The 15,660-nt window shown below is 38.2% G+C and carries 13 protein-coding genes; all 13 read right to left on the reverse strand.

Features of this window, described 5'->3' with window-relative positions; all coding sequences use genetic code 11:
- Position 1: 1 nt before the first annotated feature.
- Positions 2-1,018: a GHMP family kinase ATP-binding protein gene (locus L6466_RS13390; RefSeq protein WP_237802567.1), complete on the reverse strand. Its 1,017-nt coding sequence runs from the start codon at positions 1,016-1,018 to the stop codon at positions 2-4.
- Between the two features lie 9 nt (positions 1,019-1,027).
- A complete protein-coding gene (locus tag L6466_RS13395) occupies positions 1,028-2,179 on the reverse strand; it encodes a glycosyltransferase (RefSeq protein ID WP_237802566.1) in 1,152 nt (383 codons plus the stop codon).
- A gap of 4 nt (positions 2,180-2,183) precedes the next feature.
- Positions 2,184-3,269, reverse strand: coding sequence for a hypothetical protein (locus L6466_RS13400; protein WP_237802565.1), 1,086 nt, complete (start codon positions 3,267-3,269; stop codon positions 2,184-2,186).
- A 147-nt stretch (positions 3,270-3,416) separates the two neighbouring features.
- Positions 3,417-4,544 (reverse strand): glycosyltransferase family 2 protein, encoded by a 1,128-nt coding sequence (locus L6466_RS13405; protein ID WP_237802564.1) that lies wholly within the window; start codon positions 4,542-4,544, stop codon positions 3,417-3,419.
- 38 nt (positions 4,545-4,582) lie between these two features.
- Positions 4,583-5,626: an acyltransferase family protein gene (locus tag L6466_RS13410; RefSeq protein WP_237802563.1), complete on the reverse strand. Its 1,044-nt coding sequence runs from the start codon at positions 5,624-5,626 to the stop codon at positions 4,583-4,585.
- Entirely contained in the window at positions 5,626-7,056 is a 1,431-nt protein-coding gene (gene wzx / locus L6466_RS13415) for an O-unit flippase-like protein (protein WP_237802562.1), read from the reverse strand. The genes L6466_RS13410 and wzx overlap by 1 nt, the downstream gene beginning before the upstream one ends.
- Positions 7,057-8,028 (reverse strand): glycosyltransferase family 2 protein, encoded by a 972-nt coding sequence (locus tag L6466_RS13420; protein ID WP_237802561.1) that lies wholly within the window; start codon positions 8,026-8,028, stop codon positions 7,057-7,059.
- Positions 8,019-9,776: a 1-deoxy-D-xylulose-5-phosphate synthase gene (locus L6466_RS13425; RefSeq protein WP_237802560.1), complete on the reverse strand. Its 1,758-nt coding sequence runs from the start codon at positions 9,774-9,776 to the stop codon at positions 8,019-8,021. The genes L6466_RS13420 and L6466_RS13425 overlap by 10 nt, the downstream gene beginning before the upstream one ends.
- Positions 9,777-9,786: 10 nt before the next feature.
- Positions 9,787-10,521 carry an SDR family NAD(P)-dependent oxidoreductase gene (locus L6466_RS13430; protein ID WP_237802559.1) on the reverse strand — a complete coding sequence of 245 codons (735 nt, stop codon included), beginning with the start codon at positions 10,519-10,521 and terminating at the stop codon, positions 9,787-9,789.
- Between the two features lie 3 nt (positions 10,522-10,524).
- Positions 10,525-12,207, reverse strand: coding sequence for a thiamine pyrophosphate-binding protein (locus L6466_RS13435; RefSeq protein WP_237802558.1), 1,683 nt, complete (start codon positions 12,205-12,207; stop codon positions 10,525-10,527).
- Position 12,208: 1 nt separating this feature from the next.
- Positions 12,209-13,216: a beta/alpha barrel domain-containing protein gene (locus tag L6466_RS13440; RefSeq protein ID WP_237802557.1), complete on the reverse strand. Its 1,008-nt coding sequence runs from the start codon at positions 13,214-13,216 to the stop codon at positions 12,209-12,211.
- Positions 13,217-13,220: 4 nt separating this feature from the next.
- Positions 13,221-14,306, reverse strand: coding sequence for a CDP-glucose 4,6-dehydratase (gene rfbG, locus L6466_RS13445; RefSeq protein ID WP_237802556.1), 1,086 nt, complete (start codon positions 14,304-14,306; stop codon positions 13,221-13,223).
- Between the two features lies 1 nt (position 14,307).
- Positions 14,308-15,654, reverse strand: coding sequence for a lipopolysaccharide biosynthesis protein RfbH (gene rfbH / locus L6466_RS13450; protein ID WP_237802555.1), 1,347 nt, complete (start codon positions 15,652-15,654; stop codon positions 14,308-14,310).
- Positions 15,655-15,660 lie beyond the last annotated feature (6 nt).

The raw sequence follows: 15,660 nt of genomic DNA on the forward strand, positions 1-15,660 counted from the left end.
CTTATTTCAAAATGATTTCTTTGCGCGGAGAATAGCTTTGAGGCGCATAATAAAGGACATGAGTCCCTCCATTTTCGAAATTGAATGGCACTATCATCAGTTTTTCCATTGTCTTTTTCAAGTTTTCTTGTTTCTCTTTCTCGCAATAGAACAAAAGGAAGCCCCCACCTCCAGCACCAAGAAGTTTCCCTCCTAAAGCACCGGCTTCAATAGCATTACTATATAGCTCATCAATAGAACCGTTACTAACTTTTGCTCCTGTCCCTCTCTTTAGTTTCCATGTGGTATCTAGAAGTTTACCGAATTCATTCAGAGAAGTATTCTTATCACAGAGAACACCTTCTGCTTCGTCAACCAAAGCAAGCATATCCTTTAGCTGCTGAGTTTTGTCAACTGGTTTAGCAAATGTATCTGCTTGTATTTCTGATGAGAACCGTTGAATTCCGGTATAAAAAAGAAGAAGATTCTCGTCAAGTTCCTTTTTCCTTTCTGGTGAAATAACTATTGGATGTACTGAGAAATCCCCATCCTTGAAATCAATACGGTTCAAGCCACCATATGCTGCAGCCACCTGATCCTGCCAGCCACCATGTTCCTGCAAGATATCGCGTTCTACATGGATGGCTTCCTGAGCCAGCTGGCGTTTACTCATCATCTTGCCTTTTAGCGCACAAAAAGCATTCAGCATACCAACGGCAAAAGTACTGCTTGTGCCTAATCCTGTTCTTGCAGGCAAGTCGCCCTCGTAGGTGAGACGTATCTCATGGATATCATGCAGGCGCATACATTCACGAATCAAAGGATGTTCTATCTCCTCTAAATCATTCACCCGCTCAAATCTGTTATGCACAAGTTCTGATATATAAGGGTGAAATGGAGGCATATGTCTTACATTGACATAGCAATACTTGTCAAATGTCGTAGAAATGACAGCCCCGCCATGTTCGTTAAAGAACGATGGCATATCCGTTCCACCACCAAAAAATGACATTCTAAAAGGAGTTTTTGTTATTATCATAATCAAATACTATGCATTAATGTTCTTCAAAATATGTTCTTTGAACGATTCTATACTATTATCATCACAATACCTCTTGCTTGGCGACACAAATTGACTATTTTCAACCTTCTTATAAGCCGATATCAAACTCTGAGGGGTGCAATCATTTATCAATAGGCCTAACTTATATTTTCCAACCAGATTTCCTAATAGCCCTTTTGAAGGTGCAATTACAGGTTTACCAAATTGGGATGCATAGCCAATCAAACCACTACTTTGGGACGTTCTTTTGTATGGTGTTAAAATTGCGTTACAAGCCGTACATAGCGATGCAAAAAAATCATAATCACAATATTGATCAATTACTACTATTTGAACACGGTCTTTTAACCTTTCATATAAATTGTAAAACTCTTCCCTAATATCTTCAGCTATCCTCCCCGCAAAAAAGAATGTATATTTCTCTTTTTCATCCTGAGTTAATTCCCTCACAGAAAGCAATATTTCTATTGTTCCCTTATTTGAATTCATTGCTCCAAAATGTACAAAAAGAGTCTTTGAATTTTCTATATTATATTGCTCCCTTATATCAGTTACATTTTCTGACCGCAAAGGCAAATATGGGTCTGGAAGAAAAGAGAATTTATTTGTATGATATAAACTATTAAGTTGGTCTGCACTTTCTTGATCATTTAGTATTAAGACGCGCTTATAAACTTTAAAGCAACTCATAATAAAATACTTAATTCTATCAAGAGTTTTCTGCTTCCACGAAAGTTCATCTATTTCATGCAGGAATATTCTATATATAACACCAACAATTTTTGCTTGTTTTATAAAAATTGGTGCAAAAGGAACAAAAACAATCATGTGATTAGAATAAATCACATCAACTTTGTTTTCTTTTGAATACCTTCCTAAATACTTGCATATCCGATATGAATTAGAAAACATTTGAGATATTGTAGAAGGATCATCTAGAAATTTACTATCTTCAAAGTAATCAAATGAAACATTTGATAATGGCTCCCATATGAATTTATCTCTTACATCAATAAAACTTTGAGGTAATAAGAAAACAAAATTATCCCCCGGACTCATTGCTGCAACATCATATACATGATGGAGGTACTCGAGATGGTGCCCTCCTGTTAAATGAGAAAATACAAGTACCTTCATTGTTCTATTGAATTAGACTTCGAGTTTTTGAATTCAGCCAAGCTCTCCCCAATAAGAGGCCTGTTATAGGAGTAGCATAGGGGTACTCTATGTATGTTCCTTCAAGAAATAGCAACATAAACATTACAGTTATGCTATTTATTGATACGAAAGAGGTCTCATCCGTTGTTTTATTATATTTACGCATATTACGTACAAGAACCAGTCCTATAATAAAAAGCAAACAGAAAGCAATTGGCCAACCAAAAATCCAACTAAGTTGATATATTGGATAATCATTAAATTCACCAGCAGTTTGTCCCTGCTTGGTTTTCATGCTTACCATTCCGCGGGGGAGCGTATATTGTTCAAAATTATCAAAAAAGTCATTAAGATGTTTTTGACGAGATTGATCTCCTGCAGAACCAGAATCTCCGGTTTCCAAGAAATTCTCCGTTCTTACAAAAACTCGATAATACATCTCTGGAGATGTTTCATAAACATAGTCCCTGATTACAGGCAACGCTGCCATCACCATTGCTCCAAATATTAAACTGAAAACAGTATAAGGAACAATATTTTTTTTCTTCTTAAGAAGAGAGTAAAGAAGCCCTACTAAAAGAGAAAGAAGTAAGACAACCAGCAAGCGTCTTACACCCGCAAAAACTACGGTCACAGATATTATTGCTACACCAATTAGCAATAATAAATATTTTGATTTCTTGATAGAGGAAGAACATAATATCGGGACAGCAAGCAACACCCCGTATGTAACATATTGCTCACCTGTAGCTGCCGCAGCTATAGCTTTTTGGTAATTCATCAACGAATCAACTAACCATGCAGTAATACTGCCAAATGACAACCACATCAAATCATTATTTGTTATTTGATTAGGCGTTGAGAAAGCAAACATGCATACAAACAAGTAAAACCATGAGCGGGAACTTGACAACATACCATATATTGGAAACTCGTCATATATAGAACCTATGCAAAATAATACTAGAATTATCAATACTGTAAAAAAAATATGTCTGCTTTTAAATTGAATGGTAGTTATTTTCTTTCTTAAGAAAAACAAGAAAGGAATCAATAACAGTTCAGGCATTGAGATGGGAAAATTCAGATAGTCCTGCATTATAGTAGAACTAAGTGATGAAAACACGAAGAATCCCATCAGCAGAAAGAGTATATCATTCTTTAATGAACGTTGTCTCAACCATTTAAACATTTCGCTTTACCTTTTTTTAGTAAACTACTTGAATAATGCAGGTAGTCTATGTATGTAATAACTGAGTCTTTCCGTCTCGGACAGTTGAATTCGAAATGACACTTTTTCCATTGGGGTCAATGAAACAGGACTAAACGAATTAGACTCATACATATAAAGACCACTACCGCCAACAGAATTAAGGATATTTTTTTCGAGAGGTATCATACTTATCCCCCACTGCTTCTTTATTTCGGCATGGGACAGTGGCTTTGATGATATAAAATATTCACAATGTACATTCTCTTTCTTCTTCTCACCATACAGATTCAAATCTGCATAAACATCATTACCGTTAAGGTCTATAAGAACTTTTTTTAGCTCAAAAAAGCAGTCATAGGCATACTCTTCATCAAAATTCTTAAAGACAAACGCCCGTTGAATCCCATTACACAATGGGACAATATATCCTTTATCCAACCTTACTTCAGAAACGTGTGTCCCCAATGATGGTTGTATTGTAGTATATGATTCTATGGGATAAACAAAATACTTATTGGTATCTGTCAGATAAGCTATATGATATTTTTTCCAGCTATGGGTCCATGATTTGACATAGTCTGGGATTGGTATATTTGATATGTCTTCACTATGTTCCTCATACCATTCTTTAAATGCGGTCCATTGAGACTTTGTCCACATCTGCCCCCATGAAGAAGTCCACTGCATGAAATAAGTATCATAGCCAAATGTCATTGGGTTAAACTCACGAAGGCTTTCACACAGCCTATAGCTGTATAACGAGATGCCAGCAATGTGCTCATCATTCTTGTAGAACTGGCATGCTGCGTGTGCATACTCGAAGAAGTATGGCGACACCAGCAAATCATCCTCCAATATTATAACGGCATCGTATTGGCTTGTCAAATCACCACAACTGATAATGTTGCGTCGAAGCCCTATATTTTCCTTGTGATGAATGATCACCTTTTCTCCGTGTACCCATTGAAATCCTTCAACCAAATGTAAAACATCATTGTTTCCTGAGTTATCAATAGAGAATACAAGATCAACGGGGTGCTCATACTTAGCCTGGACCAAAGAATGATACAGCTTTTTTAGTGTTTCCGTCCTGTTGTAGCACGGTATTACTATTGCAATTTTTAATTCCATATTTGTACTATTGTGCGATTCAAATAACATTGCTTCATTTATCTTTGTAAAGATAAAAGGCGGGCCTCAATATTATTCTGTGTTTTTTCACCTATTATTGCAATTATATTCCATATTGGTGTAAGCATCCAGTATATTATTGCACACGCAATTACTGTGATTAAAGTTATTATAAACACGTTTAATAATACGAAGAAAATATTATCATTCAAATTATATAAATACATCACTGCAGGATTAATTAGGCTAAATAGGAATGTTCCATGAACCATATACATTGCCAATGATGACTTTCCTATTTTGTTAATAATGCGTGAATGAAAATTCAACTTACCAATAATAATATAAAAAACGATTGCATTAATTAAAAGGACTGGACTGCAATAAGCAAAAAACACGCGCAACCAAATAGCATCTGCTATACGGCCAAAACCCATATAGGAAAAGACAGCAACGACTAAAGCATTGAAAAGGAGAAAAGCGCACAAAGTTTTATTAATATTTAACCCGTCCCACTTTGTCTTATAATATCTCAAAGTATCTCCTATTGTATAGAATAACATAAATGTAACCACATTTTTTCCGTCTTTCAATGACTCATCTGATCCTAACATTCCTATATATACACTCATATATAACAGCGCACCTAGCAAAAATATCCTATTTACGAGCGTAATGTCTTTAAGGAATTTGTTAATAACTGGCGACAAAAGATACAAAAATATGTATGTTCGGATAAACCAGAAAGGTGTATATGAAAGGAAGAATGGTAGTTTAACCAATGATTTTGCCCCCCCCAGGCCGTTGAAAGCATTAATAACTTGTTCTACCATGTATGGAATAGATAATATCAGTACCATACCGGCTAATTTTACAAATCCTTTCACTGAAGCCCTTATTCCAAAATATCCACTAATGAAAACGAATATTGGAACTCCAATATGAAGAGGGAACCAAATAGCCTTATAGAACGATAGTCCAGAGGCAGGATATACTGCAAAATACAGAATATGATAGAATACTATCATAAACTGTGCTATAATTCTTAATAACTCAAATGAGCTTTGTCTTTCCTTATTCATTACAATCCTTTTGTTCTTATCATTATAGTTTTAAACAAATATCCCCATAAACCTTTTACACCTGTCAAATAGAAACTGGATATGGATATTTTCATTTCTTTTATCTCTAACTGTACCCACTTCCAGAGGGTATAGAAGCTTCCAGAGACTGCTGGGCCTAAAAGTAAGGCCCATATTCCAATGGATGTGAATTGGAGTAATGCTATAGTTATGAGTATTTGTGCTGCAGAAGTGCTTAAGACAGCTACTGGTGAGGGTATGACATTGCGGGAACTCATCATCATGGCAAATAGCTGAGCATTAGTCAAAATAATCAGATATATTAAATAAGAGGACATCAAACTTGTTGACGGCATGGTTGTTTCAGAGCCAATAATATTTATAAGCCATGGGCATAGGATAATAATGGCGATTCCACCTAGAAGCAGAATTGAAATCATTAGGGCTATTGATAACGATGATTTCTTGATGAAGACTTCATGTTCACTTCGTAACCTTAATTTACAATATTCTGGATAGTAAGATAAACCCATATTTGATGCTAAACCTTGGACAACTCCGAACAATTGTGTCATCAACCCCCATTGAGCTGTTGCAGCCAGCGGCAAATATGCCCCAGCTATAAAAGTACTCCCTTGTGTTCCGATATAATGTCCTATTGTATTCGTTCCACTTTTTTTTGCTGTCACCCATATATCACTCAAAGCAGACAACACTTCTTTTTTTTCTGTATGAACTAATGGTAAGTTTTCAACCATCTCCTTAGTGTAAAACTTGCGATAACTATAATATCGCGCTATAAATGGAGACACTAGATTTGCGATAACTACACTCATTAGGCCAAACTCTGAATAGATGAGTGCAAAACAAATAATTATGTATGCAACTCGGGAATAGATAGATGCCATTTTTTGCTCCTTTACTAATCCCGCTCCCATCAATAAAGAATTGTAATAGAGAAAGTAAAGATTAAAATAAACACTTATCGAGAAAAATAACCATATTGATAGAGAATTTTCCACATTTGTAAATCCTTCTGTAACTCGGTACATGTATAACGAGCCTATTGTCAACAAAAGTCCCAGTACACCCAAAGATAGTCTTCTATATAAGTATTTTGATGCATCTATTATAGTTTTCAATAATTTATAATCTATTTCTTTTCCCTGATCCACCTTTTCTATCTCACCTCTAAATATCTTTCTTGCTCCGCTTAATACATAAGTAACGTTTCTTCCTATTTGGCCAGAGAATCCGAAATCTGCCATTTGGGCTAAGGCTCCTACAGACAGCATGACATAGTTCATGCCTATTTCCGATGCACTAAGCTTATGTAGGATTACAGGTAATACTATTACACCTGTTCCATACTGGAATATTTGTGCAATATATCCAAAGACGATATCCTTCTTTGTTACTTTTACTTCCATTTAGCCCAAAAGACTATTAATAATGCTTAGTAATTTGTGTTTAACTCGATATAGGAATAAACTTCCCGGCACATATAGATAGAAATAAAATATCAGTTTTTCACCCTTTGTTAAGTATTTGTTCATCTGTCGTCGCACATCGATTGTACGATAATATTCTCTGTGTCTCGCTACGCCAAAAAGATATTTGGGAACGTCTTTTCTTAGTTTAACATTCCATTTTCTATACACTCCAGGAGAGTAACTATCCATATCATGAAATATTTCGCTTAAACTACCAATAAGATATTGAGGCCAATATTTCTCCCAAGTTTTTGAAGGATTACGCTGTATTACCAAAGGGAAATAATAGTACAAACACTTTTGCGAGGATAACAAAATCCCAAAGTACATTTGAGCAAAAAACCTATAGCCATAATATTTATCATCAAAAAAAGATTTTCCGATAGTTAATACATCTTTTTTAAAAATGATACTTGAAATAAAATTAGGTTTTTCCATTACACGTAATGCAAATTCGTGTGGTGTTAGTGTTTGAGACGCATTTCCTGTATATATGGGATCAACAAGTCTGTTATTTGTACATTCTGCATCACCTGAAAGCCTATTCCAATGAAGTGCCACATAGTTTTCTTCGCTTTTTAGTAATGGCATTATATCTTCAATGAAATTTGGCGATAGTATATCATCATCTCCCATCAGATAAAGATACTTTCCATTCGCATTATCTGCAATCCATACAGCGTTTTGTTCTGGCCCCACATTCGTTTCTTGACACTTGTATATTACAGGGACATTGTATTCTTTTGATGCCTCTTCTACAACCTTTTTTGTTTCGTCTTCCGAAGCATTATCCGCAACAATTACTTCTACATCATCTAGATAACTACGCAATTGCGGAAATAATGCATCCAGATTCTCTTTTAAAAAGGCCTGTCTATTGTATGTCGGTATTCCTATTGTTAAAAGCATATTGTTTTAATTATGTCAATTATATTCTCCTTCGTCAAACCATTCCTCTCAAGTAGTTGAGCAGCTTTTATTCCATCCGTGAATTCCTTCTTTAAACCAAGGTTCACAACTCTCATCGTAAATGTACTATAATAAGCAGCTATCTTCTGACCATAGCCACCTTCAATAATACCATCTTCCAGAGTAATTACCAAGTTGTGATCTTTTTTTAGCGTCTCTAATAGTTCAGAATCAACACCAGTAATATATCGAGGATTAACTACCGTTGGAGTAAATCCAAATTCTTCTTCAATTGCAGTTGCGAACTCCTCTCCCATTTGATAGAAGTCGCCAAGTGCAAACAACGCGACCTTCTCTCCTTTTTGGGTAACCGAAGATTTGTTTAATTTACTATAATCCTTCTCCACAGGTTTATCTGTATGAACTAACTTATTACATGGAATACGAATCGCAACAGGATGCTCATTCTGCTCAATACTCCAATCAAGCATTGCTAGGTATTCCTCGCAGTTCGTAGGTGCCAGGAATACCAAATTGGGAATATTGGACATCATAGCTATGTCAAAGAATCCTATATGAGTTTCATCGGTGTCACCCCAGATAGAACCATTACGTATCAGTAATGTCGCTGGACATTTATTTATGCATAAATCATGGAGTATCTGATCGTATGCCCGCTGATAGAAAGTAGATAAGGAAACGACAATAGGCTTTCCACCATTTTTAGCAACACCCGCTGCCATTGTAACAGCGTGTTCTTCTGCAATACCAACATCAATGAACTGATTCCCCAACTTTTGCCTTATATCTGCATTAAAACCACATGACATCGGAACAGCCGGAGTGATAACACAGATAGACGGATCTTTTTCCATCTTCTTCAACAGAAAATCACGAACGGTAAAGCCATAGTTCTCACCTACACCTTGTCCTTTCTTTTGACCAGTTTCTATATCAAAGGGGGCGTGAAAATGCCATCCCTCGCGATTATCCTCTGCAATTGTATAGCCTTTTCCTTTTACAGTCCGAATATGAACAACGACAGGAACAGGTGTATTTTTTACCTTATTGAACGCTTCAATTAAAGAAGAGATGTCGTTACCGTCCTCAACATAGCTATACTGATATCCTAATGACTTAAAATAGTTATCACTTGCTTCACCTTTAGTATCTCTCAACTTTCTTAAATATTGAGTTAAAGCTCCGTGAGGTTCAGCTATAGCCATATCGTTGTCATTAACAATGACTATAAGATTTTTCCTCATTTCACCTCCGACATTGAGCCCCTCAAATGCCAAGCCACCACTAAGAGATCCGTCTCCAATGAAAGCAATTATATTTTCTTTGCCGCCTTTCAGGTCACGACCACGAGCCAATCCGCACGCCAAACTTATTGACGTAGAGGTATGACCTACAGAGAAAAAGTCATGTTCGCTTTCTCTTGGTTGCGTGAAACCAGATACATCCCACTTAGGTTCTTCATTTAAATAAGCGTCTTTACGTCCTGTGAGTATCTTATGTGTATAACTCTGGTGAGAAACGTCAAAAACAATCTTATCTACAGGAGAGTTAAATACATAATGAAGAGCAATAGTAGCTTCGACCACACCTAGGTTAGGTCCAAAATGTCCACCGCTGATACTCATCTTGTGCATGAGCAGATTTCTTATTTCAGAAGCTAAAGTCTCTAATTCTTGTATCGAGAGGCCTTTTATATCCTTTGGGCTATTTATTCTATCTAATATCATATTTGAATAATTACAATGATTGTCCGCCATCAATTGTTACGATTGCACCATTTACAAAACTTGCATCATCTGAAACCAAGAAATTAGCAACGGTAGCAACTTCTTCGGGTTGTCCGACTCTTCCCATAGGTATCATACCAATGAAGCGTCCCTCATCAAAGTTCTTGAATATTGGTGTCTGAATTACGCCAGGACAGATTGCATTTACCCTAATATGCGAACCATATTTCTTAGCAAGCATTTGGGTCGCCTTTATTACGGCTGACTTTGATGCTCCATAAGCATAACTCTGGCCGCTTGTATATGATTGCAAACCAGCAACTGATGCATTATTCAGTACTACACTTCCTTTTCCCATCAAAGGCATCATCGCTTTGGTAACCATCAACATTCCCGTCACATTAGTATCCATTACAGAAGCAACATCATTTCTTTCCAATGTCTCAAGAGGCGGCATTACCGGAAAGACTCCAGCATTATTAAAAAGGATGTCCAGTCTGCCAAAACGTTCTTTAATAAAACGAGCGCATTCTTCTATTGATTTGTCATCCTGAACATTTAGCTCACAGAAAACAGAGCCACCTCCATTTTGACTTATACGATTGACAACGCTCTCACCTCTTTCTCTATTTCGACCCGCTACTATTACTGTTGCTCCAGCCTGAGCGAAGCGTACCGCAGATGCCTCTCCCATTCCAGAAGTAGCACCCGTCACTAAAGCTATTTTATTTGTAAGATTATTCATTATCTACAATTCATTTAAAGTCTGATATCTTGTTCCCTCTAACTCAGGAACCATATCCTGAGGAGCTCGCCCAAGAGGTAATTTTGGAGATAGTTTCAAATTATCATCAATAATTAAATTGACTAACAGGGGCTTTGAAAAATCTATTGTTCCAGAATAAATATCATTACCAGAATTCACTTCTACATACGTAATACCATAAGTGTCTGCTAATTTCTGCAGATTAGGAATGCCATATCCACTATCAAAAGTCGAATGAATCACATGCCCCTGGTATGCAGCAACCTCCTTATCTCTAATCATTCCAGATACATGATTATTCATTACGACTATAACAATTGGAAGATTATGTTGTGAAATATACTGTAATTCCTGAACATTCATCTGGAATCCTTGGTCACCTATAAAACAAAGTACAGGATGGCCTGTTGCATAATGAGCTCCAATCGACTTTGTCACCGAACACCCAAGAGAAGCAAAGGATTTAGAATAAAGAACTTGTTTATTGTAAGCTGTGTGTGCGCATGCTCTTGAAATCCAGAACTCATTATTCCCCACATCGTTTAGAACAATTGTATTCTTTGGTGCGTTCTTAAGAAACGAATCTACCAGCTTTACGGTCTCATTGACATCTTCATCCCAAAGATCTTTCTTTATGATTTCGCAAACGCTTAGCCATTCATCAAAATCTGACACAACATATTCTGCTTGCGCCAAAGATGGTAATAAAGCTGTCAAATCTGCTTCAACCTTTATAGAATTGGGAATCTCCTTACCTAATTCTGAATTGTCAATATCGAAACGAACAATCTTTGCTTGATAAGGTATTCCTTTATAGCTCTGTGACGTAAGTGGAAAATTAAGCCTGTTGCCTAAAGAGATGATTAAATCTGTCTTTGAAAGGATAAAATTAGCATAGCGTACTCCAAATCCTCCAATATAACCATAATAATACGGAGAATCTGCAATAGAGTGATGTGCATACCGGCTTGAGAGTACTGGAACCTTAACCTTTTCTACAAATTGCTTTAGTTGCTCGGCTGTTTTAGTTTGATTGATACCGTCGCCTATAAGAATAACAGGTCGTTTAGAATTTATAAGTTCAGAGTTTATTATCTCAATTATCTTTGAATATTCTTCGGAGACCTTTTTCTCTTTCAATTTTGAATTTGCATCTACCACTTCTTTTTTCCACAACGAAGATGCAATATCAAGAAAGACGGGACCTTTTCTACCTGCCAGAGCAATTGAACAGGCTTCGTTTACAGATCCGGCAAAATCTTCTATAGAATCAATTCGTTTAGCGTACTTAGTTACATTCTTAACCATAGCACAAGTATCTATCTCCTGATTAGACTGTAATCTAACAGAAGGGTTCAATGCTGCACTATGTGCTGTTATGAAAAGGACCGGAATGGAGTCACAATATGCATCTGCAATACAAGTTATCATGTTGGTAAAGCCTGGGCCTCGAGTTGCATATGCTACACCTAACTTACCAGAAGCCTGAGCATAACCTGCTGCTGCAAAGCCTGCAGCTTGCTCATGATAGCTAAGGTGAGCCTCAATACCTTCTCTCCTGTCAATGGCATATATAAAATCAAGTATGACACCTCCTGGAATACCAAAAGCATCAGTAACCTGATTCTGTACAAGGATGTCAACTAAGTAGTCTGAAGCTGTCATACTAACACTCTTCTATCATTTTATCACACAATTCCTTCTCAAAACGGATCCCTGTCCCCTCTTGTTCCATACGTTTAAAGATTCGAGCCATCTTTTCAATATCAACCTTCTTCTCAAGGAGATAGTTAACAATGCTATGATTCCTCCCTGTTGTTGCAGCTAAAAAATATGGATATGAATAACCCCAAATTTCTGATTCAGGAATCTGCTTCTTGATTGGCTCAATAAAACGGTTCGCAACTTTGCAGATAGGATCCAAATCAAATGTGTAACCCTGTTGATTGAGATAATTCATAAACAGCTCTATACTAAGGTTACCAGCTCCACGACCGATGCCTAACACGGAAGCATCAAGAATCAGGTCATGCTCATACCCTTGCTCACAGAAAGTGACAGCATTGGTCATTGCCTGCTGCATATTGTTATGGGCATGGAAACCAAAGCGAATATCTGAAGCCAATCTTTTATCGTATATTTCAGCATACTTCAACATTTTATCTCTGTTGAAAGTTCCAAAAGAGTCAACAAGATAAACAGCATAGGGATGTACATCATTGAACATCTTAACAATATCACCAATCTCTGACAAGTCATATTGTTCGGTTCTTGCTAATTGGACACCAACTTGATATCCTTTATTTACAAGTTTACGGCAATATTCTACGCCCTCTTCAAGATTACGTTTCCAAAATATGACACGAATCATCTCGGTGGTGTCTGCTGAGCATACTGGAAAAAAATCTGCAGAATAGCCTTCAGCATAGGTCATTACAGACAGTTTTGCACCTCGCTTTAGATTTCCAAATACTTTCATCAGATTCTCCATGGAGCTGAATCTCACAACTCCATCCATATCTTGATGAGGGCCAATAAAACCTACTTCAACGAACTTTGCTCCAGAATACGAAACAAGTTCTGTGATGGCACGTGCATTATCAAAGCCAAACGCCCATTCATTTACATAACCGCCATCTCGAAGGGTACAGTCTAAAATCTCTATTGATTTCATATTATCATTGCTCTGAGATAAAAGTTTCTATCTCACTTACACAAATATTATAAATACTCTCATTTTTATATCTCTTGTACCAGTCCGATGTAAGTATTGCACAATTCCTCGCATTCAAACGAGGTTTCCAGCCCAAACGGGTCTTTGCTTTGGTGATATCCAGCATCAACAAATTGGCCTCATGGAGTGCATTGGGATCTGACACATCCTTCAGCTCGCCATATCCAAAGTTTTCAATCATGGCAGTTGCAACTTCCCATACGGTAAGCACAGATTCCTGTTCTGGTCCAAAGTTCCAGCCTTCACAATACTCTGTAGGGTGCCCCCACATCTTCTGAGCAAGGAGCATATAACCACTCAGCGGCTCTAGCACATGTTCCCAAGGGCGCACAGCCTTTGGCGAGCGAATCTCAATGGGCTTTCCAGCCTCCAGAGCACGGATGCAGTCAGGGATAATACGGTCTTTTGCCCAGTCACCACCACCAATCACATTGCCGGCACGAACGCTGGCCAGACTTACATGGTGTTTCTTGCCGTAATCTTCAGGATTGAAGAAACTCCTTCGCCAGCTCTGTATGGCTATTTCACAAGCGCCTTTTGATGAGCTATAGGGATCATAACCACCAAACGGATCATCCTCTTTATAGCCGGTCATCTGTTCCTTATTGTCATAGCATTTGTCAGTGGTAATCATGACTCCTACCTTAACACTATCAGTTGCACGGATGGCTTCCATAATGTTGATGGTGCCCATCACATTGGTCTGGTAGGTTTCTACTGGTATCTCGTAACTAAGGCGTACCAGAGGTTGTGCAGCCAAGTGGAAGACAATCTCCGGCTGATATTGACGGAAGATTTCTTTCATCTTCTCGCCATCACGAATATCTGCACGGATGTCTGCATTAATCTTCTTACCAATTCCAGAGAGCACAAAGTTGTCTTTCTCAGAATAAGGTTCCAGACCTACGCCAACAACCTCTGCACCCAGTTCGTGTAGCCAGATGGAGAGCCAGCTACCCTTGAAACCGGTGTGACCGGTTACAAGGACGCGTTTGCCTTTATAGAAATTATTGAATACGTCTATGTTCATATTACTTGGCATGTGATTTACAGAACTCAGATATGCACTTTATCATCCACAGGTTCATCTCCTTGGTCATGCCAGGGAATACGCCAATCCAGAAGCCATTGGTCATCACAAAGTCAGTATTCTTCAGTTCACCAACAATGCGATAGCCCTCTCCTGTCTGACGCATCTCGTCAAAGCAAGGATGCTTGGTCAGGTTACCGGCAAAGAGGTTACGGGTCTGAATCTTATTCTGCTCCAGATAGCCAGTCAATTCATTGCGGGTAAAACCTGCATCTTCCTTCACAGCAATCAGGAAACCAAACCAAGAAGGATTACTGTTAACCTCTGCTACAGGAAGAATCAGACCTGGAACATCCTTCAGGCCATCATGCAACATCTGATAGTTGGCGCGACGGGCAGCAACAATCTGATCCAGCTTATCCAACTGAGCGCAACCTACAGCGGCCTGCATATCCGTAATCTTCAAGTTAAAGCCAAAGTGACTGTATACATACTTGTGATCATAACCCTGAGGCAGTTCACCAAACTGACCGGTGAAACGCATACGGCAGGTGTTATCTACTCCTGAAGCGCACCAGCAGTCACGCCCCCAGTCACGGAAAGAGAGCGTAATCTTATTCAGTTCAGGATCGTTGGTATAAACAGCACCACCCTCACCCATCGTCATATGGTGAGGAGGATAGAAACTACTGGTACCAATATGGCCCCACGTGCCGGTCTTCTTGGTCACGCCATCAATGGTGTATTCAGAACCAAGAGCATCACAGTTATCCTCAATGAGCCAAAGGTTATGCTTCTCACAGAAAGCCAGAACAGCCTTCAGGTTGAAAGGATTACCCAGAGAATGAGCCATCATCACAGCCTTAGTCTTGGGACTATAAGCTGCCTCCAACTGATTGACATCAATATCAAATCCGGGAAGCGCAACATCTACAAACACAGGAATTGCACCATACTGGATGATAGGAGTTACAGTAGTGGGGAATCCTGCAGCTACAGTAATCACCTCATCACCCTTCTTGATTCTACGGTCGCCCAACTTATGTGAAGTCAGTGTGTAGAATGCCAGAAGGTTTGCACTCGAACCAGAGTTGGTAACTGCACAGAATTTTACACCCAACCAATCTGCCAAACGACGCTCAAACTTGTGCGTCCAAGGGCCTTGAGTCAGCCAGAAATCCAGTGATGAGTCCACAAGGTTCACCATCTCCTCATCATTGAAGAAACGACCACCATAATGGACAAATGACTTACCTGGTTCAAACTCCTTTTTCTGGGCATGAACCTCTTTATAATACTCACGCGTAAGCTCTAAGATCTGAGCTTTTAATTCTTCTTTCTTAGCCATATTTTA

Source organism: Prevotella communis (assembly GCF_022024175.1).
Taxonomy (GTDB): domain Bacteria; phylum Bacteroidota; class Bacteroidia; order Bacteroidales; family Bacteroidaceae; genus Prevotella; species Prevotella communis.